Genomic DNA, 23,754 nt, shown 5'->3' with positions numbered 1-23,754 from the left:
GATGAGTTCCCCAAACACCCCTGACAACCATGATTCCCAGCAGCATGTGACGCCGGGCGCGGACCTGTGGTCCAAGGCTTCTGCCGCATCCGCCGAAGCGCCAGCCGCGGCCAAGGCCTCCGGGAATGGGGGCTGGGAGCGCGATGTGCTGGAAAAGCTGGTGTTCGCCTCCATCAAGGAGCAGCGAGCAGCACGGCGTTGGCGCTTTTTCAGCCGTCTGCTGTGGTCCGTCGTGGTGCTGCTGGTGCTGTGGGTGGTGTTCTTCAAGGATACGGCCACCAAGACCAGCACCTCACCCCATACAGCGGTAGTGGAGATCAAGGGCGAGATCGCCTCGGGTGCGGACGCCAGTGCCGAGCTCGTGGTGGCCGCCATGCGCAGTGCCTTTGAGGATTCGGGCTCGCGCGCCGTGGTGCTGCTGATTAACTCGCCCGGCGGTAGCCCCGTGCAGGCAGGCATCATCAACGACGAGATGACGCGTCTCAAGGCCAAGTACAACAAGCCTCTGTATGCGGTGGTCGAAGAGTCCTGCGCCTCGGCGGCCTACTACATCGCGGCGGCGGCCGACGAGATTTTTGTCGACAAGGCCAGCATCGTGGGCAGCATCGGCGTGCTCATGGACGGCTTCGGCTTCACAGGGGTGATGGACAAGGTGGGGGTGGAGCGCCGCCTGCTGACGGCTGGCGAGAACAAGGGCTTTCTCGATCCGTTCAGCCCCATGTCGGCGCAGCAAAAGGAATTTGCGCTGCAGATGCTGGAGCAGATCCACCAGCAGTTCATCGGCGTGGTCAAGGCTGGCCGTGGCGACCGTCTGCATGAAACCCCCGAAATGTTCAGTGGACTGTTCTGGACCGGCCAGCAGGCCGTGGAGCTGGGTCTGGCCGACAAGCTGGGCAGCCTCGACTTTGTGGCGCGTGAAGTGGTCAAGGCCGAGGAAGTCATCGACTACACCCGCCGCGACAATGTGGCCGAACGTCTGGCCAAGCGATTTGGTGCGGCCATCGGCGAGGGCTCGGTAAAAGCCATGCGCGGGCTGGTGCCCAGCATTCGCTGATCAGGCATCACAAAGGCGTTAACCTTTCTGGATAAACGCCGGTAGCTATCAAAAAAGCCTGCGGTTTGGCCGCAGGCTTTTTTGTTTCCTGGCGCTCAACGGCCTATGGCAAACACCACCGGCGTGCGATTGTCGGGTGGTGCATTGCGCTGGCGCCATTCGCGCACCAGATGGCTTTCAATACGCGCTGTCTCCAGCGTCAATCCGCTGGCCAGGGCCAGCCTGGTATTGGGTTGCAAGGTTTGCAGCAACGCCTGCCAGAGGGTTGCATTGCGGTAAGGCGTCTCGATGAACTGCTGGGTCTGGCCTTGACGCAGGGCCAGGCTCTCCAGTTCCTTGATGCGGGCCGTGCGCTCAGCGCCGTCCTGAGGCACATAGCCGACAAAGGCGAAATTCTGGCCGTTGAGGCCGCTGGCCGCCAGGCCCAGCAGCAGCGAAACCGGCCCCGTCAGCGGCACGACGCGAATGCCCAGATCATGGGCGGCACGCACGATGGAGCTGCCGGGATCGGCCACGGCGGGCATGCCCGCCTCGCTGATCAAACCCATGTCCTGCCCGGCCAGTGCCGGTGCCAGCAGGGGTTTAGGGTCGAAGACGGCGCCGCCCTTGTTGCCGTGGTCGCCTTTTTTGTGGGCTTCGCGTGGCAGCTCGGCAATGTTCTGGGCCTGCAGCGGCGCAGCCAGCGGGAACAAGGCGTCGATACGCTTGAGGTAGGCTCGGGCCGTCTTGGCGTTTTCGCTGATCCAGTGAGTCAGAGAGGCGGCGCGGCGCAGTGTGCCCTCGGGCAGCACCTCGGTCAGCGCTGTCTGGCTTTCGCAGCCAAAATCGAGTGGAGCAGGCACCAGATAAAGAGTGCCTGCTTTGCTTTGGGAAGTCTCGCTCATGGCAGCACCACTCCTGCAGCACGCAGCAACTGGCAGGTGCGGATCAGCGGCAGGCCTATCAGTGCCGTGGGGTCGTCGCTGACGATGGCATCCAGCAGGGCGATGCCCAGGCCTTCGCTCTTGGCCGAGCCTGCGCAGTCATAGGGCTGCTCGGCGCGCAGGTAGCGCTCGATCTCAAGGTCGTTCAGTTCGCGAAAGCGCACTTGCACCGTGACCACGCTGGATTGCGTGAAGCCGGTTTCGGTACAGCTCACGCAGACGCCGGTGTGGAAATTCATCTGGCGGCCGCTCATCTGGCGCAGCTGTTCGGTGGCTCGCTCGTGGGTGCCAGGCTTGGACAGGGGCTGGCCGTCGAGCTCGGGCACCTGGTCGGAGCCGATCACAATGGCGCCAGGGTGCAACTGGGCCACGGCCTGCGCCTTGGCTATGGCCAGACGCAGACTCAGGTCGTGGGGTGTCTCGCCACTGAGCGGGGTTTCATCCACTTCGGGAGACACTGTCTCGAACGGCAGTTGCAGGCGGCTGAGCAACTCACGGCGATAGCGCGAGGTGGAGCCAAGAATCAATGGACGCTCAAGTCGTCCGGCAATCAATAAGTCGGGCATTTCGGGATTCTCTTACACTGGCTGCATGAGCAAGGATTTTTCTGCGACCCGGCTGGACGTGCGTGCATTCGCGCAGGCTGCAGGTCATGTGCATGGTCAGGCACCGTTGTCGGACTTCAAGCGTCTGGCGGCCGATGCGTTGGCGATTACTGGAGAGCAGCCCCTGGTGCGCTGGGAAGCCGAAGGCGAGCTGGTTGAGCAAAAAGGCGGCAGCGGCCATGTGTGGCTGCACCTGAGTGCCGAGGTGGCTTTGCCGCTGACCTGTCAGCGCTGCCTGACCGAGGCCGATATTCCCCTTTACGTGGATCGGTCATTTCGCTTCGTTCCGGACGAAGAGACGGCAGAGCTGGAAGATGACGACAGCGATGAGGATGTGCTGGCATTGAGCAGCGAGTTCAATCTGCTGGAGTTGATCGAGGACGAGTTGCTGATGGAAGTGCCTGTAGTGCCTCGCCATGAGGTCTGCCCGGTCCCCGTCAAGCTAGAGGTCAGCGATGACGCCTTCGAGCAGGCCAGTGAGCAAAAGGAAAACCCTTTTGCCGTGCTGCAATCTCTCAATGTAGGCAAGTCTGCCGACTGATCCATCCCATGGCACGGTGGGGATTTGATTTTGCCTGGGCCGCGAAAAGCGTTTGCGCTATAATCGTGAGCTTCGCGCGAAACCCCCTCGTGTCTTTAATGGGCTGATCGCGTTTTTTTAGGACTTGCACGGTCAAGGGCGCCCTCTCGCTGAGGGTGTCGAAAGGCAGAGTTTTTTGCCCGGTCTTGCTGTGTAGGTCGTGTTACCAACCCTTTCAAGATACACAGGAGCCATCATGGCTGTTCAGCAAAACAAGAAGTCTCCCTCCAAGCGCGGCATGCACCGTTCGCACAATGCACTGAATGTGCCTGGCATCGCTGTTGAAGCCACCACTGGCGAAACACACCTGCGCCACCACATCAGCCCCAACGGCGTGTACCGTGGCCGTCAAGTGCTGAAGAACAAGTCCGAAGCCTAAGCGACGACTGCATTCGCAAAGCCTGTTGCTACATTTTTTGTAGCAACAGGCTTTTGTTTTTATAGGGATATTTGCAAAATCAGTCATGGCCGCCCTTGCTGCACAATTCCGGGACTGGTTTTGCAAATAACTCCTGTTGTGGTCTCAGGACCGTTCAGTTCATCACCCCAAACCCGATTGGACCTGTCAGTCGCCCATGATTACTTTGGCTGTTGACTGCATGGGGGGCGATCATGGCCCCCGCGTCACGCTGGCCGCGTGTCGTCAGTTTCTGAATTTACACCCCGATGTGCATTTGCTGCTGGTCGGCAAGGCCGATGAGTTGGCTGGCTTCAAACACGAGCGTGTGACCGTCGTCCCCGCCACGGAAGTGGTGAGCATGGATGATCCTGTGGAAATCGCCCTGCGCAAGAAAAAGGACTCGTCCATGCGCGTGGCCGTGCAGCAGGTCAAGAATGGTGCGGCTCAGGCTGCAGTGTCGGCGGGCAATACCGGGGCGCTGATGGCGATCTCGCGCTATCTGCTCAAGACGCTGGATGGCATTGACCGTCCTGCCATTGCCTTTGGTTTGCCCAACGCCAAGGGTAGCGACACCACCATGTTGGACCTGGGGGCCAATGTGGACTGCACGGCGGAGCATCTGCTTCAGTTTGCGGTCATGGGTTCGGCCCTGGTGTCGGCGCTCAAGAACACGGAGGCGCCCAGCGTCGGCCTGCTCAACATCGGTGAAGAGCTGATCAAGGGCAGTGAAGTCATCAAGCGTGCGGGAGAGCTGCTGCGCGCCGCAGGCGAAGCGGGCAACCTCAACTTCTACGGCAATGTGGAAGGCAACGACACCTTCAAGGGTGTGGTGGATATTGTCGTGTGCGATGGTTTCGTTGGTAACGTTGCGCTCAAGACCACCGAGGGGGTCGCCTCGATGATCTCGGGGATTCTCAAGGAAGAGTTCAAGCGCAACATCTTCACCAAGATTGCTGCCATCATTGCCTATCCGGTGTTATCTGCGCTGATGAAGCGTGTTGATCACCGTCGTTACAACGGCGCTGCATTGCTGGGTCTGCGCGGGCTGGTCTTCAAAAGCCATGGCTCGGCCGATGCAATGGCATTCGAGCATGCTTTGAACCGCGCGTATGATGCGGCACGCAACAACCTGCTTGACCGTGTCCGCAGCCGTATTGCTGCTGCCGCACCATTGCTACTGGCAGCACAGACGGAATCTGGAACTTCGGCGCCCTGATAGAAGACATGAGACGCTACGCACGCATCATTGGTACCGGCAGTTACCTGCCGCCCCGCCGCCTGACCAACAACGACCTCGCAGCCGAGCTGGCTCAGCGCGGCCTGGAAACCTCGGACGAGTGGATCGTCGAGCGCACCGGCATTCGTGCTCGCCACTTTGCCGAGCCCGATGTGACCAGCAGCGACCTGGCTCTGGAAGCCAGTCGCAACGCCATCGAGGCTGCAGGCATAGAGGCTTCGGATATTGATCTGATCATTGTCGCAACGTCCACCCCGGACATGGTGTTTCCCTCGACGGCCGCCATCCTGCAGCACAAGCTGGGCATCAGCAACGGTTGCCCAGCCTTTGATGTGCAGGCGGTGTGCAGCGGTTTCGTCTATGCCCTGGCGGTGGCCGATTCCATGATCCAGACCGGCGCTGCCAAGCGCGTGCTGGTGGTGGGCTCCGAAGTCTTCAGCCGCATCCTGGATTTCAACGACCGCACGACCTGCGTGCTGTTCGGTGATGGCGCAGGCGCCGTGGTGCTGGAGGCCTCCGACGAGCCAGGCATCCTGTCCACCGAGCTGCACGCCGATGGCAGCCATGTCGGCATTCTCTGCGTGCCGGGCAATGTCTCCGGCGGCAATGTGCTGGGCGATCCCTTGCTCAAGATGGATGGTCAGGCCGTGTTCAAGCTGGCGGTGAGCGTGCTGGACAAGGCGGCTCGCTCCGCGCTGGAAAAGGCAGGTCTGACGGATGCCGACATCGATTGGCTGATTCCGCATCAGGCCAATATCCGCATCATGCAAAGCACGGCGCGAAAGCTCAAGCTGTCCATGGACAAGGTGGTGGTGACTGTCGACCAGCATGGCAACACCTCTGCGGCGTCGATTCCCCTGGCGCTGGACCATGGCGTGCGCAGCGGCCAGGTCAAAAAAGGCCAGACCGTGTTGCTCGAAGGCGTGGGTGGCGGCTTCACTTGGGGTGCTGTGCTCCTCAAGATGTAGCTGTAAGCGCAATCTGGATAAGCGTTTAAGGCAGTTTTTATACTAAGAAATATGAAGAAATTCGCATTTGTATTTCCTGGCCAGGGCTCTCAGTCCGTAGGCATGCTGGACGGCTGGGGTGATCATCCTGTCGTGGCTCAGACCGTAGCCGAGGCCTCCGAAGCTCTGGGTGAGGATGTGGGCCTGCTGATCAAGCAAGGCCCCAAGGAAGCGCTGGCGCTGACGACCAATACCCAGCCCGTGATGCTGGTGGCCGGTGTGGCGGCCTGGCGTGTCTGGCAGGCCGAAGGCGGCGCGCTGCCCGATGCCGTGGCCGGTCACTCCCTGGGCGAGTACTCGGCGCTGGTTGCTTCCGGCGTGCTGACGCTGGCTCAGGCCGCACCCCTGGTGCGTCTGCGCGCCGCTGCCATGCAGGATGCCGTGCCTGTGGGCGCGGGCGGCATGGCGGCCGTGCTGGCGCTGGATGCCGAAAAGGTCAAGGCAGTCTGTGCCGAAGTGACGGCCCAGCTGGGCGGCGCTGAAGTGGTGGAAGCCGTGAACTTCAACGACCCTGGCCAGACCGTGATCGCCGGCAGCAAGCTGGCCGTGGAAAAGGCCTGCGAAGCGGTCAAGGCGGCCGGCGCCAAGCGTGCCCTGCCTCTGCCGGTCTCCGCACCTTTCCACTCCAGCCTGATGAAGCCCGCTGCAGAAAAGCTCAAGGCCGCGCTGGCCGAGCTGACACTGGCCGCTCCATTGATTCCCGTCATCAACAATATCGACGTGACCGTCCAAACGGACGCTGATGCGATTCGCGATGCCCTGTACTGTCAGGCCTTTGGCCCGGTGCGCTGGGTGGAGTGCGTGCAGGCCATCAAGGCTCGCGGCGTGACCCACATCGTGGAATGTGGACCCGGCAAGGTGCTGGCCGGCATGGTCAAGCGTATTGACGCCGACCTGACGGGTGCTCCCCTGTTTGATACAGCCAGCCTGGCTGACGTGAAAGAATTGCTCGCATGACAGATAACCAGACCAAGCCCCAGGTTGCCCTGGTCACCGGTGCCACCCGTGGCATTGGTGCCGCCATCGCGCAGGAGCTGGCCTCCAAGGGCTATCAAGTGATCGGCACGGCCACATCGGATGCTGGCGCTGAAAAGATCAGCCAGGCTCTGTCCGCCTTCGGTGGCCGTGGTGTCACGCTGAACGTGACTGACGGCGCTGCCGTGGATGCCCTGATCGACTCCATCGTCAAGAATGACGGTGGCCTGCATGTGCTGGTCAATAACGCAGGCATTACCCGCGATACCCTGGCGATGCGCATGAAGGATGACGATTGGGATGCAGTCACCGACACCAATCTGAAGGCTGTTTTCCGAGTCAGCCGTGCGGCTATTCGTCCCATGATGAAGCAGCGTTTCGGCCGCATCATCAGCATCACCAGCGTGGTCGGCGCCTCGGGTAATGCCGGTCAGGCCAACTACGCTGCAGCCAAGGCTGGCGTGGCAGGCATGACCCGTGCCCTGGCCAAGGAACTGGGCAGCCGAGGCATCACCGTGAACTGCGTGGCTCCCGGCTTCATCGCCACGGACATGACGGCAGATCTGCCAGAGGCGCAGAAGGCTGCGCTCAAGGCGCAGATCGCCATGGGCGATCTGGGGCAGCCCAGCGACATCGCGCATGCGGTGGCCTATCTGGCTTCTGCCGGTGCCGGCTATGTGACGGGGCAGGAATTGCACGTCAACGGCGGCATGTACATGTAAGAAATTTCGGCAGTTTGCGCGGTGTTTGTCGCACTTGCTGCCAGAAGCTGAACACTTTTGCAAGTTCAGTGGCCGTTTCCTCGCGACGGCCAGCCGCCAAGGGGCTTCTCCCGAAACGGCTAGAATCGCGGGTTCATTCACAACCCCCTGAGGGAAACCATGAGCGATATCGAAGCACGTGTCAAAAAAATCATTGCCGAACAACTCGGCGTTGAAGAGTCCCAAGTGACCAACGAAAAGGCCTTCGTGGCTGACCTGGGCGCTGACTCCCTGGACACAGTGGAACTGGTGATGGCCCTGGAAGATGAATTCGGCATCGAGATCCCTGACGAAGACGCAGAGAAGATCACGACGGTGCAAAACGCCATCGACTACGCCAATACCCACCAAAAGGCCTAAGGTCTTTTTTCAGCGATCAGTTAAAGGTTTGAACGCATGAGCCGTCGTCGCGTTGTCGTGACCGGTCTAGGCTGCATCTCCCCCGTGGGTAACACGGTGGGCGAAGCCTGGGCCAATCTTTTGGCCGGCCAGTCCGGTATTGACCTCATCACCAAGTTCGATGCGTCGAACTTCTCCTGCAAGATTGCAGGTGAGGTCAAGGGATTTGATGTGGAGAAGTACATGAGCGCCAAAGATGCGCGCTCCATGGATACCTTCATTCATTACGGCATCGCGGCTGCGGAGCAAGCCGTTCTGGACGCAGGCCTGCCCACAGGCGAAGCCCTGTCCGAAGACCTGGCCACACGCATTGCCTGCGTGATCGGCTCGGGCATTGGCGGCCTGCCGCTGATCGAGAACACTCACGCAGAACTGGCTGCCCGCGGTCCTCGCCGCATCACGCCGTTCTTCGTGCCTGCTTCCATCATCAATATGGTGGCAGGGCATGTGTCCATGCGATTTGGCTTCAAGGGGCCGAATCTGTCGATAGTGACAGCCTGCACCACAGGCCTGCACTGCATCGGCGAAGCCGGACGCATGATCGAATACGGCGATGCAGACATCGTCGTGGCCGGTGGCACGGAAGCCACTGTTTCGCCTCTGGGTGTCGGCGGCTTTGCTGCCATGCGTGCGCTGTCAACGCGCAACGATGACCCGAAGGCTGCTTCGCGCCCCTGGGACAAGGACCGTGACGGTTTTGTGCTCGGTGAAGGTGCTGGCGTGCTGGTGCTCGAAGAGTACGAACACGCCAAGGCCCGTGGCGCCAAGATTTACGCGGAGCTGGCTGGCTTTGGCATGAGTGCCGACGCCGGTCACATGACGGCTCCCAATATGGACGGCCCCCGCCGCGCCATGCTCAATGCTTTGCGCAATGCCGGTGTGAACCAGGATCAGGTCAACTACCTGAATGCGCACGGCACGTCCACACCGCTGGGCGATGCGAACGAATCCAATGCCATCAAGGCGGCCATGGGTGAGTTCGCCAAGAAGAATCTGGTGGTCAGCTCGACCAAGTCCATGACGGGTCACCTGCTGGGTGGTGCTGGTGGCATCGAGAGCGTTTTCACCGTGATGGCGCTGCACGACCAGAAGATTCCTCCGACCATCAATTTGGTGAACCAGGATCCCGGGTGCGATCTGGACTATTGCGCCAACACAGCGCGTGACGCCAAGCTGGAAGTCGCCGTGAAGAACAACTTCGGTTTCGGTGGCACCAACGGCACACTGGTCTTCAAGCGCGTCTGAGTCGCGTCGAGCCGCTTCTGCGCAAGCCCGCACCGGCCCTGGCCTTGCGGGCTTTGTTCTATGTGCGGCTTGATCGTGCTTTCCCTAGCTTTGCTGCAGCCGGGTTTTCGCACATGGTCGGCCCATGAGTGCTCGCTACCATGCTCCAGCTGTTGCCTATGTCTTTGTCCGGCCTAGCTGGGCCGGAGGGGGGCTGGCGCTGACCGGGATGCTCCTGCTGATGGCTCTGCTGGTCTGGTGCCTGCAAGTCCAATCGGGCTGGTTGCAGGTGCTGCTGGCTTTACCGGCCTTGATCCTGGCCGCGGTGCTGCTTTACGGGCAGTGGCGCAACTGGCCGCAAGGACGTCTGCTCTGGAATGGCGAGCATTGGTTGCTGGAGGCCGAAAACCTGTCAACCGCTCGGTCACTGCCTGTGCGGCTGGCGGTGGGGTTTGATGGTGGCCACTGGCTTTGGCTCAGTGTTTCGGATGCTTTCGTGTTCAGGACCAAGGGCGGAAGGCGCAAGGTGCTATGGATTTTCCTGTCCCAACGACACAGCCCCGAGCAATGGGGAGACTTGCGGCGTGCGGTATATTCCTCCATCGTGCCGCTGGCAGAGCAAGGCTAGGCCTTCGCCGGTTATGGCAGCACGCCGCTTGGCCTTTCATGACACCTCCCGATTTTCCCACTCCCTCTGCCGACAGCGATCTGGCTCTGGTCGAACGAGCCAATGCTGGCGACACACGGGCTTTTGAGCTGCTGGTCATCAAGTACCAGCGCCGCATCGAGCGTCTGGTGGGCCGCATGGTGCGCGATGTCGACCTGGTGCCCGACATCACGCAGGAAACCTTCATCCGCGCCTACAAGGCCTTGCACCAGTTTCGCGGCGAGGCCCAGTTCTACACCTGGCTGTACCGCATTGCCGTCAACACGGCCAAGAAGGCATTGATGGAAATGCATCGCTCGCCGGTGATGACCGAGAGCGCGTTACACGCTGGGGACGATGAGGATGAAACTTCTTTTCACAGACAGGAACTAACGACTCAGGAAACCCCGGAAACAGTGTTGGCGGCGCGTGAAATTGCCGAAGCCGTCAATGCCGCCATGGAGGCTTTGCCCGAGGATTTGCGCCAGGCGGTCACGCTGCGCGAAATCGAGGGGCTCAGCTATGAGGAAATCGCGCAGGCGATGGACTGTCCCATAGGCACGGTGCGCTCGCGCATCTTTCGGGCACGCGAGGCGATTTCGGCCAGGGTCAAGCCCCTGCTGGAGCGCCAGGGTGGAAAGCGTTGGTAGTACAGGCAAGACGAGCAGGTGAACTTCATGAATGACGATCTGATCAAGCAGGAACAGTTGTCGGCCCTGGTGGATGGCGAGACTTCCTCGGTCCAGATGCAGGACGTGCTTTCCTATGCGGAAAGCGACGAAGGCCAGCATTCCTGGGCCATGTATCACCTGATTGGCGATGTGCTGCGTTCTCCCGAGCTGGCCCATCACAGTCAGCACGATATTCTGAGCCGCGTGCGCGCTCATATGGAGCGCGAGCCGATCCGCGGCATTCATCTGCCCGGTGTGACCGCAGATGCAGCCAGCTCCCTGGGTTTGGGCGGTCTGGAACAGATCACCGCAGCCGAGGAGCGCGGGCAGGCTCAGGGCAACGGCGCAACCGTGGTCAGCCTGCCTGCCCGTCAGGCGGCCAATGCATCGGTCTTTCGCTGGAAGATGGCTGCCGGCTTTGCTTCGGTTGCTGCCGTGGCCGCCGTTGGCTGGGGGGTCATGCTCGCAGGCTCGGGGGGACTGTACGGCCGCCAGGGTGGGGCGCAGCTCGCTGCTCTGAGCCCGAATGCCGTAGTGGCCGCTGCGCCTGCCGCATCGCTGGGCTTGAGCCAGCCCGTTTCGGACAGTGAAGAGACAGCCATGCCCTTGGGTTCGGAGGCCCAGTCTTCCACTGTGGTGGCAGTTGCTGGTCCCAACGGCCAGACCGTGATGCTGCGCGATCCGCGTCTGGACGAATTGCTGGCTTCTCACCCTCAGCAAAGCAGCGCGCCCAATCTGCAGATGCCGGCCAGCTTTTTGCGCAATGCAAGCTTTGCCACGGCCACCCGCCATTGATGCTTTTCCACACAGCAGTCTTGGCCTGAAATGCATGGTTTCAGGTCTAGGCTTTTTCCCGGCTTGCGTACGCAGCTATTGATTTAGGATCAGTTGGGCGCAGATACTGTTTCATCTGCGCCCAATTTGAAGGGCCGGAGCGCTTTCAGTCGATGGCGGCTTTTGCCAGAAAGCGTTTCAATGCTCTCACCTATTTTCTCTCATGGGTCTGATTTGGCGACCCGTTCTGTCAGACGACTCGAACAAGGAATAAAAACGATGCGCACACCAGCCTGGACGACGCTCAAATCCCGTGTTTCGGCTACAGCCATTGCCAGTGCGATGGCGATCGCGGCTCTGGCCGCAGGAGGCATGCTGCCGGTTACGGCTGCTCATGCCCAAAGTGCTGCAACGGCGCGCGGTCTGCCGGACTTCACGGATCTGGTCGATCAGGTCGGACCTTCGGTGGTCAACATTCGAACGCTGGAGAAGGTCTCCAACAACAGCGCCGAAGCTCTGGGCATGGATGAGGATATGCTGGAGTTCTTTCGCCGCTTCGGCCTTCCCGTGCCCAATGTGCCGCGTCAGCGTTCGCCCAAGGGCGGTCAATCAGAGGAGGAGCAGCCCCGTGGCGTGGGCTCTGGCTTCATCCTTACGGCTGACGGCTATGTGATGACCAATGCCCATGTGGTCGACGGCGCAGACGAAGTCATTGTCACGCTGACGGACAAGCGCGAGTTCAAGGCAAAAATAGTCGGCGCAGACAAGCGTACCGATGTCGCCGTGGTCAAGATCGATGCCAAGGGGCTTCCCGCGGTCAAGATCGGCGATGTGAGCAAGCTGCGCGTGGGCGAGTGGGTCATGGCGATAGGCTCGCCCTTCGGACTCGAAAATTCGGTCACAGCCGGCATTGTCTCGGCCAAGCAGCGCGACACCGGAGACTACCTGCCCTTCATCCAGACCGATGTGGCCATCAATCCCGGCAACTCGGGTGGCCCGCTGATCAATATGCGCGGAGAGGTGGTGGGGATCAACAGCCAGATCTATTCGCGCTCGGGCGGTTTCATGGGTATCAGCTTTGCGATTCCCGCCGATGAAGCGATTCGTGTCAGCGATCAACTGCGTGCCACCGGCAAGGTCACGCGCGGCCGTATAGGCGTGCAGATCGGTCCCGTGACCAAGGATGTGGCCGAGTCCATAGGCCTGGGCAAGCCAGAAGGCGCTCTGGTGTCGGCCGTCGAGCCGGACTCCCCTGCCGCAAAGGCCGGCGTGGAGGCGGGCGACGTGATCACCAAGTTCGATGGCAAAGCCATCGAGAAGGTCTCCGATCTGCCGCGTCTCGTAGGAAATACCAAGCCAGGCACCAAGAGCGCCATTACCGTGCTGCGCCGTGGCAAGCTCAAGGAGTTGAGCATGGTGATTGCCGAAGTGCCTTCCGACGAATCAGCCAAGACCAAGGCTGGCAGCAGCGGTGCAGGCAAGACTCCATCCGGCACGCTGGAGAACAAGTCGCTGGGTCTGACGCTGAGCGAGCTGACGTCTGCACAGAAGAAGGAGCTGGCCATCAAGGGCGGCGTGCGCGTGGCGGCTGCGGTGGATGCCGCAGCCCGTGCCGGCTTGCGTGAAGGCGATGTGATCCTGCAACTGGCGAATGCGGAAGTCTCCGATCTCAAGAGCTTCGAGGCTGCCTGGGCCAAGGCCGACAAGTCCAAACCCGTCAATGTACTGGTGCGCCGTGGTGACTGGGCGCAGTATGTATTGATTCGCCCTGCCAAATAACTGTGGTGAAAAGCCTGCATGGGCTTGTTGCCATTTCGTGATCTGAAATGACAACAAGCCCTCAGCCTGTCAGTGTCCCTATGCCATTGGGTAGAATCCCACGCAAATGCATGGTGGTTGGACGCAAAAAATCACGCTGACAGGCGGTTTTCAAGCGGTGCAAAAGCCTTTGCAATCTCCGGCTGCTGATGGCTAAACAGTGTTTTCCGGTTTGTGGATAATTTGTTGATAAATGAATTCGAAAATCACAAACCGAAACTTGTCAAGCCTTGCCGGGTCTTGGCTTGCGGCCAGTTTTGCCTACAATAAAGTCCCAACTATCGCAGTTGCCAGAGATTGTTGGTTAAGGGCGCGCCGCTTGAGGGACGCGCCCTTTTTTCTTGCTGCTGCAGGCCACTTTTTTCAATTCCAAAGCTGTCTTTCTCGTTGATGAATCACATCCGTAATTTCTCCATCATTGCGCACATTGACCATGGCAAGTCCACTCTGGCGGACCGCCTGATCCAGCGCTGCGGAGGCCTTGCCGACCGCGATATGGAAGCCCAGGTGCTGGACTCGATGGACATCGAGAAAGAGCGCGGCATCACCATCAAGGCCCAGACCGCGGCCCTGCAGTACAAGGCCAAGGATGGTCAGGTCTACAACCTGAACCTGATCGACACCCCCGGCCACGTGGACTTCTCCTACGAAGTCTCGCGCTCGCTGTCGGCCTGCGAAGGCGGCCTGCTGGTGGTCGATGCCTCCCAGGGCGTGGAGGCCCAGACCGTGGCCAATTGCTACACCGCGCTCGATCTGGGCGTGGAGGTGTTCGCCGTCCTCAACAAGATGGACCTGCCCCAGGCCGATCCCGAGAACGCCAAGGCCGAGATCGAGGACGTGATCGGCATTGATGCCAGCGACGCCATTCCCTGCTCGGCCAAGACCGGCATGGGTATCGACGAGATCCTGGAAGCCATCGTGGCCAAGGTTCCTGCCCCCAAGGGCAATCCCGACGGCCCGCTGCGCGCCATGATCGTGGACAGCTGGTTCGACCCCTACGTGGGCGTCGTGATGCTGGTGCGCGTGGTCGACGGTCAGCTCAAGAAGGGCGAGCGCTTCAAGATGATGGCCACAGGCGCAGCCTATGAAGCCAACAACATCGGCGTGTTCACCCCTGCCAACCAGCCGCGCGATGCGCTCAAGGCCGGTGAGGTGGGCTACATCATTGCCGGCATCAAGGAGTTGAAGGCCGCCAAGGTGGGTGACACCGTCACGCTGGAAAAGAAGCTACCCAACAACCTGGGCCCGGCCGAGAAGGCCTTGCCCGGCTTCAAGGAAGTCAAGCCCCAGGTGTTTGCGGGTCTGTACCCTACCGAAGCCTCTGAATACGACCAGTTGCGTGATGCGCTGGAAAAGCTGCAGCTCAACGATGCGGCGCTGCAGTTCGAGCCCGAAGTCTCGCAGGCGCTGGGCTTTGGCTTCCGCTGCGGCTTCCTGGGCCTGCTGCACATGGAAATCGTGCAGGAACGCCTGGAGCGCGAGTTCGATCAGGACCTGATCACCACAGCCCCTAGCGTGGTGTACGAAGTGGTCAAGGCCGACGGCGAAGTCATCCAGGTGGAAAACCCCTCCAAGATGCCCGATCAGGGCCGCATGGAAGAAATCCGCGAGCCCATCGTGACCGTGCATCTTTACATGCCGCAAGACTATGTCGGCCCGGTGATGACGCTGGCCAACCAGAAGCGCGGCGTGCAGAAGAACATGGCCTACCACGGTCGTCAGGTCATGCTGACCTATGAAATGCCGCTGGGCGAAATCGTGCTGGACTTCTTCGACAAGCTCAAGTCCGTGTCGCGCGGCTATGCCTCCATGGACTATGAGTTCCTGGAGTACCGCGCTTCCGACGTGGTGAAGGTCGATATCTTGCTCAACGGCGAGAAGGTCGATGCCTTGTCCATCATCGTGCACCGCTCGCAGTCCGTGTATCGCGGCCGCGCCGTGGTCGCGAAGATGCGCGAGATCATCAGCCGCCAGATGTTCGATGTGGCCATTCAGGCTGCCATCGGCGCCAACATCATTGCGCGCGAGACCGTCAAGGCCATGCGCAAGAACGTGCTGGCCAAGTGCTATGGCGGCGACATCACGCGCAAGCGCAAGCTGCTCGAAAAGCAGAAGGCCGGCAAGAAGCGTATGAAGCAGATTGGTTCGGTAGAAGTGCCGCAGGAAGCCTTCCTGGCCATTCTGCAAGTGGAGGATTGATGCAAGTCATGCAGTGGATCACGGCCGCCATCCTGGCGGCCTTTGTAGGCTATATCGCTGCCTGGTACACCGGCTCCATCGAAGGCAACTTCGCATTGCTGCTGTTTCTGGCAACCGTGGTGACCGGCGTGTACTGGCTGGCCGAGCGCTTTTACTTCTGGCCGCGGCGCCGAGCGGCTGCGGCCGCTCTGGAGCAGGCTGCGGTCGAGCGCCGCGCCGAGCTGGACCGCATGGGCATCGCCAAGACAGACATCGAGGTCTCCGACGACGCCAGGGACCGCATCCTCATGCAGCCCTGGTGGCTGGACTGGACCGCCGGTCTGTTCCCGGTGATCGCCATCGTCTTCGTGCTGCGCTCCTTCCTGTTCGAGCCGTTCAAGATTCCCTCGGGCTCCATGATTCCGACGCTGATGGTGGGCGACCTGATCCTGGTCAACAAATTCACCTACGGCATCCGTCTGCCCGTGATCAACAAGAAGATCACCGAAGGCAACAAGCCCCAGCGTGGCGATGTGATGGTGTTCCGCTACCCGCCCCAGCCCACGCTGGACTACATCAAGCGTGTGGTGGGCGTGCCCGGCGATGAGGTGGCCTATATCAACAAGCGTCTGAGCATCAACGGCAAGGAGCTGCCCACCCGCGAGCTGCCGGACTTTCTGGACCGTGACGTGATGCGTTACTTCAAGCAGTTCGAGGAAACCCTGGGCGAGCAGCCGCACCGTACCATCGTCAACAACGATGTGCCGGCCTTCATTCAGGGAGCGAGCAACTTCGAGTACAAGGAAAACTGCCGCTACAGCGTTGAAGGCGTGACCTGCAAGGTGCCCGAAGGGTACTACTTCATGATGGGCGACAACCGCGACAACTCGCTGGACTCGCGCTACTGGGGCTTTGTGCCGGACCAGAACATCGTGGGCAAGGCATTTTTTGTCTGGATGAACTTCGGTGATCTGAGCCGTATCGGCCGCTTCCACTGAACCCCGGCAATCGTTTCGTCATTTTTCTGGGATACACGGGCAGAAACATGCCCGGCTTCAGAGGGGAAAAGCATGAAAAATCTGGCATTGCGCTCCAGGCAGCGTGGTCTGTCCTTCATCGGTCTGGTGTTTCTCGTGGCCATCATCGTGGCGGTTGCCGCAATTGGCGCACAATCGGTGCCCGTCTTCCTGGAGTACCAGGCCATCACCAAGGCGGCCAACAAGGCCGCCGCTGAAGGCAGTAGCGTTGCCGAAGTCAAGGCCAGCTTTGATCGTTCGGCCTCCATTGATGATTTCAAGTCCATCTCCGGCAACGATCTGAACGTGACCAAGGTCAACGACAAGATCGTCGTGGGCTTCGAGTATTCCCGTGAGATTCATCTGGCAGGCCCTGCCTACCTTGTTTACCGTTTCAAGAAATAGACCTTTCAGGTGGAACCTGCTCTAGTCGCTCTGCAGCAAAGGCTGCAACATCAATTTGCCAACCCGGCGCTGCTGCAGCGTGCCATCACGCACCGCAGCTTTTCGGCCGACAACAACGAGCGACTGGAGTTTCTGGGCGACTCGGTGCTCAGTCTGGCCATCTCCAGCTTGCTCTATGCCAAGCTGGCCTCCATGCCCGAAGGCGATCTGTCGCGTGTTCGGGCCAATCTCGTCAAGGAAGGCACGCTGCACAAGATTGCGCTGAAGCTGCAGTTGCCCGATCTGCTGCGTCTGGGTGAGGGCGAAGCCAAGTCCGGTGGCAAGCAGCGCCCGTCCATCCTGGCCGATGCCGTGGAGGCGCTGATCGGAGCCGTCTACCTCGATGCCGGTTTTGCCGCCGGCGAGACAGTCGTCCACCACCTCTTCGAGGGCGTGGACATCAATCCCCACATGCGTGCGGCCGACAAAGACCCCAAGACCGCACTGCAGGAATTGCTACAGGGCAAGCGCATGAAGCTGCCGCAATACCATGTGGTGGAAATCAGTGGCGCGGCGCACAAGCAGACCTTCAAGGTCGAGTGCACGATTGCCGAATGGAATATCAGCGCCCAGGGCTCGGGAGCATCCCGACGCATGGGCGAGCAGGCAGCCGCCGCTGCCTTGCTGGAAAAAGTGAAAGCCAAAAATCCATGACCGATGCTGCTAAGAAAAAGATAGCGGGCACCGCAGGTGCAGAAAAAGCCAAGGGCCAAAAAGGTCCCAAGTCTGTGACTACCGATATCAGCGACCCCAACCTGGACTACATCAGCGCCATGCTGGCTGCTGCCAAGCCGGGCAGCACGCCGACCGCCATCCGCGACCAGGAGGAAGAAGCTCCGGCGCGCGTCTACGCGCCCGAAGAGCAGCGCTGCGGCCTGATCGCCATCGTCGGCAAGCCCAATGTGGGCAAGTCCACGCTGATGAACGCACTGGTGGGTCAGAAGATCTCCATCACTTCGCGCAAGGCACAGACCACGCGCCACCGCATCACCGGCATCCGCACCAAGGACGAGACCCAGTTCGTCTTTGTGGATACCCCCGGTTTCCAGACCAAGCATTCCACCGCCCTGAACAAGTCGCTCAACAAGACTGTGATGGGCGCGATCGGCGATGTGGACCTGATTCTGTTCGTGGTGGAGGCGGGCAGCTTCACGCTGGCCGATGCCAAGGTGCTTAGCCTGTTCAAGCCAGGCATTCCCACGCTCTTGATCGCCAACAAGCTCGATACCGTGGGTCGACGCGCCGAGATCGCGCCCTGGCTGCGCGATATGCAGGAGCGCCATCCTTTTGCCGAGTTCGTGCCCATGTCGGCCAAGAACAAAAAGGATATCGAGCGCATGTATGGCATCTGCGCCAAATACCTGCCGCAGCAGCCCTGGTTCTACGGTGAGGACGAACTGACCGACCGCAGCGAGAAGTTCCTGGCTTCCGAGACCCTGCGCGAGAAGCTGTTCCGCTTCACGGGCGACGAGCTTCCCTACACCTCGACGGTGGTCATCGACAAGTTCGAAGAGGAGCCCAGCCCCAAGTTCGGCCGCTTCATGCGCGTTGCCGCCACCATCGTGGTCGAGCGCGACGGTCACAAGGCCATGGTGATCGGCCAGGGTGGCGAGCGCCTCAAGCGCATTTCCACCGAAACCCGCCAGGAACTGGAAAAGCTGCTCAACGCCAAGGTGTTCCTGGAAGTCTGGGTCAAGGTCAAGTCCGGCTGGGCCGATGACGAGGCCCGGGTCAGGTCCTTCGGCTATGAGTAAAACTTTTTGACCCCTACGCTCGCTCACTGCGTGTGCTCGCTGCCCCCCGAGGGGGCCCTGACCCGGCTTAGGCCGGGTTTTGCCTTGGGGCGGCCTGGCGGCAAAACCGCCCCCTTCACCTTTTTGTTGTGGTACGGAGCAAGTCATGGCTAGCGCCAAACGCGTCGGTGACGAACCCGCATACATCCTGCACCAGTACGACTGGAGCGAATCCAGCCTGATCCTGGAGGTGTTCACACGCCATCGCGGGCGCGTGGCGCTTGCGGCCAAGGGCGTCAAGCGCCATACCTCCAACTTTCGCCCTGTGCTGCTGCCGCTGCAGCCGCTCAAGCTCAGCTACACGCTGGGAGCAGAGGGCAATGCCGAGATTCATAGCCTGAAGGGGGCGGAATGGGTGGGCGGCCATGTCATGCCCCAGGGCGATGCGCTGTGGTCGGGCATGTACCTGAACGAGCTGCTGCTGCGCCTGCTGGCACGCGACGACCCTTATACGGCGCTGTTCGACATCTATGCCGGTGTGGTGCGCGTGCTGGCTGGCCAGCATGGCGGCACGACCGAGGCCATCGAGCCCGTGCTGCGCGCCTTCGAGCTGGTGCTGCTGCGCGAACTCGGCCATCTGCCCGATCTGAGGCAGGAAAGCGCCACGCTCAGCCAGGTCAACAGTGTTTTGCGCTACACGCTGGTGGCCGATGGTGGGTTGCGCCAGGCTTCTGGCTACGAACGCGCGGCCCTGACCGGCGTGCAGTGGCAGAGCATAGAGCTGGCGCTGCAGGCCGAGCAGCCGTTTCCGAGAACCCTGAACGCGCTGTCCGAGCCCGAAGTGGCCCAGGCCCTGAAGCCGCAATTGCGCCATCTTCTGCAATACCATTGCGGCTCAACCATGCTGCGCACCCGCCAGCTGATGATGGATCTGCAATCGCTATGAATACCTCTGCCTCCCCACGCACCGCGCTTTCGGTCAATGTCAACAAGGTGGCGCTGCTGCGCAATACCCGCCATCTGGGCATTCCCTCCGTGACGCGTGCGGCGCAGATCTGCCTGGAGGCCGGAGCGCAGGGCATCACCATTCACCCGCGTCCCGATGAGCGCCATATCCGTGCGCAGGATGTGTTCGAGCTGCATGAGCTGCTCAAAAACTGGCCTCAGGCCGAGTTCAATATCGAAGGCAATCCCACGCAGAACCTGATGGATTTCATCCGCCAGACGCGTCCGCATCAGGCCACGTTCGTGCCCGACAGCGAAGACCAGTTCACCAGCGACCATGGCTGGAGCTTTCCCCAGGATGCCGAACGCCTCAAGCCCTTGATTGCCGAATGCAAGGCGCTGGGCGTGCGCGTGAGCCTGTTCATGGATCCCATCCCCGAGCAGATGGCGGCTGCCAAGGCGGTCGGCGCCGACCGCGTGGAACTCTACACCGAGCCCTTTGCCGCCAACTGGGGCCAAGCCGGCCAGGAGCAGCAACTGCAAGCCTATGCCAGGGCCGCGCAGGCTGCGCTGGATGCAGGACTGGGCATCAATGCCGGCCATGACCTCAATCGCGACAACCTGGCGGCCTTCGTGGCCCGGGTGCCTGGTCTGGCTGAGGTCTCCATCGGCCACGCTCTGGTCGCCGATGCGCTGGAGCTGGGCTATGCCGAGACTGTCAAGGCCTACCAGGCCTGCATCGACTCTGGCATGGCTGGCAAAAATTCCTGAAAAGATAGCTGATAGCACTTTGTAGGTCAGCGTTTTAGGCCTTTTTCTCTAAAAGGAGTCATGGATGATTTACGGCATCGGTACCGATATCTGCGACGTGCGCCGCATTCGCGCCAGCCTGGAAAAGCATGGCGAGCGCTTTGCCCGCAAGGTTCTGGCCGATGGCGAGCTGGCGACCTGGAAGGCGCGCAGCGAGCGCTGGCCCGAGCGCGGCATCCGCTATATGGCCACGCGCTTTTCGGCCAAGGAGGCTTTCAGCAAGGCCGTGGGAATGGGCATGGTCATGCCCATGACCTGGCGCCATTGCGAAGTCATCAAGCTGCCCAGCGGCCAGCCTGCGATTCGTCTGCATGGCGAACTCAAGGAGTGGTTTGAGAAGAACAATCTGACGGCGCACCTGTCCGTCACCGATGAATCCGACTACGCAGCCAGCTTTTGTGTCGTCGAAAGAAAAGAGTGAAATTAGCCTCTAGTGCTTTATCTATAAGCGCCGGATGCTATGGAAATATATAAATCATGAGCATGCATGCACCTCTGATCATTGATATTGCCGGCACATCGCTGACCGATGTGGACCGCGCGCGCCTGGCCCATCCGCTGGTGGGCGGCATCATTCTCTTCAAGCGCAACTGGGAAGACCGCAGTACGCTGGTCCAGCTGTGCGCCGATATCAAGGCCGTCAAGCCCGACCTGCTGATCAGCGTGGACCACGAGGGCGGCCGCGTGCAGCGCTTTCGCACCGATGGCTTCACGCATATTCCGCCGATGCGCGCCTTTGGCGAGATGTGGATGGATGACGGTAAGGGCAAAAAGCACCGCGAAGGCAGCGGCGCCATGCGGGCCATGAACGCTGCCACGGCCGCCGGCTATGTGCTGGGTACGGAGCTGCGCGCCTGCGGCGTGGACTTCAGCTTCACGCCTGTGCTGGATCTGGACTACGGCGAATCCTCGGTCATCGGTGACCGCAGCTTTCACCGCGACCCGCGCGTGGTGGCCGCTCTGGCCAAAAGCCTGATGCACGGCCTGTTACAGGCCGGCATGGGCAATTGCGGCAAGCATTTCCCTGGCCATGGCTTTGTGAAGGCCGATTCGCATGTGGACATTCCCGTCGACAAGCGCAGCCTGACGGCTATCCTCGACGAAGACGCCGCGCCCTATCCCTGGCTGTCCAGCGTGCTGACCGCCGTCATGCCCGCCCATGTGATCTATCCCAAGGTGGACAAGCGCCCGGCGGGCTTCAGCGAGAAATGGCTCAAGGACATCCTGCGCGCCCGCCTGCGCTATGACGGAGCCATCTTCAGTGATGACCTGAGCATGGAGGGCGCGCGCCGCATCGATGGTGCACTCATCAGCTACACCGATGCCGCGTTGACGGCCCTGAATGCAGGCTGCGACATGGTGCTGCTGTGCAACCAGAGCCTGGGTCTGGGCGAGCATGTGGACGAGTTGCTGGACGGCATGGATGCCGCACTGCGCGATGGTCGCTGGGTGCCCGATATCGACTCCGAATCGCGCCGTGTCTCGCTGCTGCCCGATACCGAACCCCAGGCCTGGGATGATCTGATGCGCCAGCCCGCCTACCTGCAGGCGCTGGATCTGCTGCCGTAGGCCAGGACTTGCCCGACCCCGCCATCCGCTGCCTCTGATGCAAGGGCAGCGGATTTTTTTATGGCTTTCGACAGCCGGGCAGGGCGGTCCCGCACATTTAAGTCTGGCCTCAGCGAGCCGGCTTAGGGTGAGCTCAGTAGCCCGGCAGCGACATCAGTGCCGTGCCAGTTGTTCAAGAATCACCGAAAGCCTGCATGAATTCGAAGATTTCGGGACCTGAGTCCCGCAAACACCGACCGGGAGTGCTGCGTCAGGCCTTTTCCCTGACCCGGCCCTATTTCCAGTCCGAGGAGAAATGGAAGGCCTGGGGGCTGCTGGCCGCCATCGTGGGCCTCAATCTCGCAGCGGTGTTCATGCTGGTGCAGATCAATGAATGGAACCGGGTGTTCTATGACGCATTGCAGAACAAGCAGGCCGAGGTGTTCTGGCAGCAGCTATGGCGCTTTCTCTGGCTGGCCCTGGTCTATATCGTCATCGCGGTCTACAAGTTCTATCTGACGCAGTTGCTGCAGCTCAACTGGCGGCGCTGGCTGACCGAGCACATGTTGCAGCGCTGGTTGTCGGCCAAGGCGTTCTACCGGCTGGAGCTGGGGCGCTATGGCGTGGAAGGCAATGCCAAGGCCCCCGACAACCCCGACCAGCGGATTCAGGAGGACCTGAATCTCTTCACCACCTATACCGTGTCGCTGTCCATGGGGCTGCTGAATGCGGCCGTCACCTTTGTGAGCTTCGTCGGCATTCTGTGGAGCCTGAGTTCCGTCGTCGATATCGGTCTGCCTGCCCTGTTCGGCGGCGGGCAGCTGCAGGTTTCCGGCTTCATGGTCTGGATGGCGGTGCTGTATTGCCTGGTCGGCAGTGCCATCACCTTCTGGATCGGCAAACCCCAGGTCTGGCTCAACAGCCGCCAGCAGCAGCTGGAGGCCAATTTCCGCCACCACCTGATCCGCGTGCGCGAGCATGCCGAAGCCATCGCCCTGGACGGCGGCGAGCGCGTGGAGGGCGCGCAGATCGGCCTGCGTTTTGGCGATGCCCTGGGCAACTACCTGAACCTGATCAAGAAACAGAAGAGTCTGGGATGGTTTACCAATTTCTTCGGCCAGGCGGCCGTGGTCTTTCCCTTCATCATTGCCGCACCCCGCTTTTTCAGTGGCGCCATCCAGTTGGGTCAGCTCATGCAGATAGGCTCGGCCTTCAATCAGGTGCAGGACTCGCTGAGCTGGATTGTCAACAACTACTCCGATATCGCGGCCTGGCGGGCCACGACCTTGCGTCTGGCCGGTTTTGACGAGAGTCTGCGCGAGCAGGAGGAGCATCCGGTGGGCGTGCAGCTTGCAGCGTCGACCCAGTTGCAGACCCGGGCTCTCGATGTGTCCCTGCCCGCAGGCAGCCCTATCGTGGCGGACGCCGAGCTTCAGATACGCCCGGGCCAGAGGCTGCTGATCAGCGGGCCTTCGGGCAGCGGAAAGTCCACCTTGCTGCGGGCGTTTGCGGGCATCTGGCCCTATGCGCGAGGTCAGGTGGAGCGGCCTCTGGACGCGATGTTCATTCCTCAGCGCCCCTATTTTGCCGACGGCAGCCTGCGCGATGCCCTGGCCTATCCGGAGCCGGCGGCAAGCTACAGCGACGCTGAGCTCAAGCAGGTCTTGCGCGAAGCGCAGCTGCCGCAGCTGCAGGAGCGGCTGGACAGCCAGGGGGCCTGGAACAGCAGCCTGTCGGGAGGCGAACAGCAGCGGCTGTCCGTGGCGCGGGTCCTGCTCAAGCGTCCGGCCTGGGTGTTTGCGGACGAGGCCACGAGCGCGCTGGACAATGCCGCCGAAGCGCAGATCTACAGCCGGCTGGTGCAGCTGGTGCAAAGCAGAGGCGGGGCACTGGTCTCGGTGGCCCACCGCGACAGCGTGACGCAGTTCCACACGGCCCGCTGGCTGCTTTCGCCGCAGCAAGGGATCCGGGAGGCCGGCCCTGCAGGGAGCTGCTGAAGCAGGCAG

Annotated in this window: 25 protein-coding genes; 23 read left to right on the top strand and 2 right to left on the bottom strand. The window is 61.1% G+C overall.

The genetic code is table 11. From position 1 onward, the window contains the following. Position 1: 1 nt before the first annotated feature. A complete protein-coding gene (locus tag QYQ99_RS07025; protein ID WP_302092008.1) occupies positions 2–1,054 on the top strand; it encodes a S49 family peptidase in 1,053 nt (350 codons plus the stop codon). A 95-nt stretch (positions 1,055–1,149) separates the two neighbouring features. Here the strand turns inward: QYQ99_RS07025 and QYQ99_RS07020 are convergent, their stop codons facing one another. Then, entirely contained in the window at positions 1,150–1,938 is a 789-nt protein-coding gene (locus QYQ99_RS07020; RefSeq protein ID WP_302092007.1) for an SAM-dependent methyltransferase, read from the bottom strand. Next, a complete protein-coding gene (locus QYQ99_RS07015; RefSeq protein ID WP_302092006.1) occupies positions 1,935–2,543 on the bottom strand; it encodes a Maf family nucleotide pyrophosphatase in 609 nt (202 codons plus the stop codon). Before QYQ99_RS07015 ends, QYQ99_RS07020 begins: the two co-directional genes overlap by 4 nt. A gap of 25 nt (positions 2,544–2,568) precedes the next feature. On the opposite strand from QYQ99_RS07015, the gene QYQ99_RS07010 reads away from it, so the two are divergent. The 22 genes from QYQ99_RS07010 (at position 2,569) to QYQ99_RS06905 (ending at position 23,745) form a co-directional block, all read left to right on the top strand. Continuing rightward, positions 2,569–3,123 (top strand): YceD family protein, encoded by a 555-nt coding sequence (locus QYQ99_RS07010; RefSeq protein ID WP_302092005.1) that lies wholly within the window; start codon positions 2,569–2,571, stop codon positions 3,121–3,123. Between the two features lie 235 nt (positions 3,124–3,358). Continuing rightward, the gene (gene rpmF / locus QYQ99_RS07005) at positions 3,359–3,541 is read left to right on the top strand and encodes a 50S ribosomal protein L32 (RefSeq protein ID WP_003058062.1); all 183 of its coding nucleotides are present in this window, start codon (positions 3,359–3,361) and stop codon (positions 3,539–3,541) included. A 196-nt stretch (positions 3,542–3,737) separates the two neighbouring features. Continuing rightward, positions 3,738–4,778, top strand: a complete 1,041-nt coding sequence (gene plsX, locus QYQ99_RS07000) for a phosphate acyltransferase PlsX (RefSeq protein WP_302092004.1) — start codon at positions 3,738–3,740, stop codon at positions 4,776–4,778. 8 nt (positions 4,779–4,786) lie between these two features. Then, positions 4,787–5,767 carry a beta-ketoacyl-ACP synthase III gene (locus tag QYQ99_RS06995; protein ID WP_302092003.1) on the top strand — a complete coding sequence of 327 codons (981 nt, stop codon included), beginning with the start codon at positions 4,787–4,789 and terminating at the stop codon, positions 5,765–5,767. 51 nt (positions 5,768–5,818) lie between these two features. After that, complete coding sequence (fabD, locus tag QYQ99_RS06990) at positions 5,819–6,763, top strand: ACP S-malonyltransferase (RefSeq protein ID WP_302092002.1); 945 nt, start codon at positions 5,819–5,821, stop codon at positions 6,761–6,763. Continuing rightward, on the top strand, positions 6,760–7,503 hold the full coding sequence (fabG, locus tag QYQ99_RS06985; RefSeq protein ID WP_003058052.1) for a 3-oxoacyl-ACP reductase FabG: 744 nt from the start codon (positions 6,760–6,762) through the stop codon (positions 7,501–7,503). Before fabD ends, fabG begins: the two co-directional genes overlap by 4 nt. Before the next feature lie 159 nt (positions 7,504–7,662). Then, positions 7,663–7,902, top strand: coding sequence for an acyl carrier protein (gene acpP, locus QYQ99_RS06980; protein WP_003058049.1), 240 nt, complete (start codon positions 7,663–7,665; stop codon positions 7,900–7,902). 36 nt (positions 7,903–7,938) lie between these two features. After that, positions 7,939–9,186 (top strand): beta-ketoacyl-ACP synthase II, encoded by a 1,248-nt coding sequence (gene fabF, locus QYQ99_RS06975; protein ID WP_302092001.1) that lies wholly within the window; start codon positions 7,939–7,941, stop codon positions 9,184–9,186. 124 nt (positions 9,187–9,310) lie between these two features. Beyond that, positions 9,311–9,793, top strand: a complete 483-nt coding sequence (locus QYQ99_RS06970) for a hypothetical protein (RefSeq protein ID WP_302092000.1) — start codon at positions 9,311–9,313, stop codon at positions 9,791–9,793. A gap of 38 nt (positions 9,794–9,831) precedes the next feature. Beyond that, complete coding sequence (gene rpoE / locus QYQ99_RS06965; protein WP_302091999.1) at positions 9,832–10,461, top strand: RNA polymerase sigma factor RpoE; 630 nt, start codon at positions 9,832–9,834, stop codon at positions 10,459–10,461. A gap of 27 nt (positions 10,462–10,488) precedes the next feature. Next, entirely contained in the window at positions 10,489–11,277 is a 789-nt protein-coding gene (locus QYQ99_RS06960) for a sigma-E factor negative regulatory protein (protein WP_302091998.1), read from the top strand. Between the two features lie 258 nt (positions 11,278–11,535). Continuing rightward, a complete protein-coding gene (locus QYQ99_RS06955) occupies positions 11,536–13,035 on the top strand; it encodes a DegQ family serine endoprotease (protein WP_302091997.1) in 1,500 nt (499 codons plus the stop codon). A 429-nt stretch (positions 13,036–13,464) separates the two neighbouring features. After that, complete coding sequence (gene lepA, locus QYQ99_RS06950) at positions 13,465–15,273, top strand: translation elongation factor 4 (protein WP_302091996.1); 1,809 nt, start codon at positions 13,465–13,467, stop codon at positions 15,271–15,273. After that, on the top strand, positions 15,273–16,250 hold the full coding sequence (gene lepB, locus QYQ99_RS06945) for a signal peptidase I (protein WP_302091995.1): 978 nt from the start codon (positions 15,273–15,275) through the stop codon (positions 16,248–16,250). The genes lepA and lepB overlap by 1 nt, the downstream gene beginning before the upstream one ends. A gap of 72 nt (positions 16,251–16,322) precedes the next feature. Further along, positions 16,323–16,673 carry a DUF4845 domain-containing protein gene (locus tag QYQ99_RS06940; protein WP_034364897.1) on the top strand — a complete coding sequence of 117 codons (351 nt, stop codon included), beginning with the start codon at positions 16,323–16,325 and terminating at the stop codon, positions 16,671–16,673. Between the two features lie 9 nt (positions 16,674–16,682). After that, the gene (gene rnc / locus QYQ99_RS06935; protein WP_302091994.1) at positions 16,683–17,366 is read left to right on the top strand and encodes a ribonuclease III; all 684 of its coding nucleotides are present in this window, start codon (positions 16,683–16,685) and stop codon (positions 17,364–17,366) included. Next, on the top strand, positions 17,363–18,466 hold the full coding sequence (gene era, locus QYQ99_RS06930) for a GTPase Era (protein ID WP_302091993.1): 1,104 nt from the start codon (positions 17,363–17,365) through the stop codon (positions 18,464–18,466). The genes rnc and era overlap by 4 nt, the downstream gene beginning before the upstream one ends. 145 nt (positions 18,467–18,611) lie before the next feature. Beyond that, the gene (gene recO / locus QYQ99_RS06925; RefSeq protein WP_302091992.1) at positions 18,612–19,391 is read left to right on the top strand and encodes a DNA repair protein RecO; all 780 of its coding nucleotides are present in this window, start codon (positions 18,612–18,614) and stop codon (positions 19,389–19,391) included. Further along, a complete protein-coding gene (locus QYQ99_RS06920; RefSeq protein WP_302091991.1) occupies positions 19,388–20,161 on the top strand; it encodes a pyridoxine 5'-phosphate synthase in 774 nt (257 codons plus the stop codon). The genes recO and QYQ99_RS06920 overlap by 4 nt, the downstream gene beginning before the upstream one ends. Positions 20,162–20,225: 64 nt before the next feature. Continuing rightward, the gene (gene acpS, locus QYQ99_RS06915) at positions 20,226–20,621 is read left to right on the top strand and encodes a holo-ACP synthase (RefSeq protein ID WP_003064212.1); all 396 of its coding nucleotides are present in this window, start codon (positions 20,226–20,228) and stop codon (positions 20,619–20,621) included. A gap of 56 nt (positions 20,622–20,677) precedes the next feature. Next, complete coding sequence (gene nagZ / locus QYQ99_RS06910) at positions 20,678–21,769, top strand: beta-N-acetylhexosaminidase (RefSeq protein WP_302091990.1); 1,092 nt, start codon at positions 20,678–20,680, stop codon at positions 21,767–21,769. A 194-nt stretch (positions 21,770–21,963) separates the two neighbouring features. After that, on the top strand, positions 21,964–23,745 hold the full coding sequence (locus tag QYQ99_RS06905; RefSeq protein WP_302091989.1) for an ABC transporter ATP-binding protein/permease: 1,782 nt from the start codon (positions 21,964–21,966) through the stop codon (positions 23,743–23,745). The last annotated feature ends 9 nt before the right edge of the window (positions 23,746–23,754 follow it).

Origin of the sequence: Comamonas testosteroni (assembly GCF_030505195.1) — a bacterium.
Lineage (GTDB): Bacteria > Pseudomonadota > Gammaproteobacteria > Burkholderiales > Burkholderiaceae_C > Comamonas > Comamonas testosteroni_G.
The sequence above is the reverse complement of the archived record's forward strand: the minus strand, read 5'-3'. Positions and strand labels throughout refer to the sequence as shown.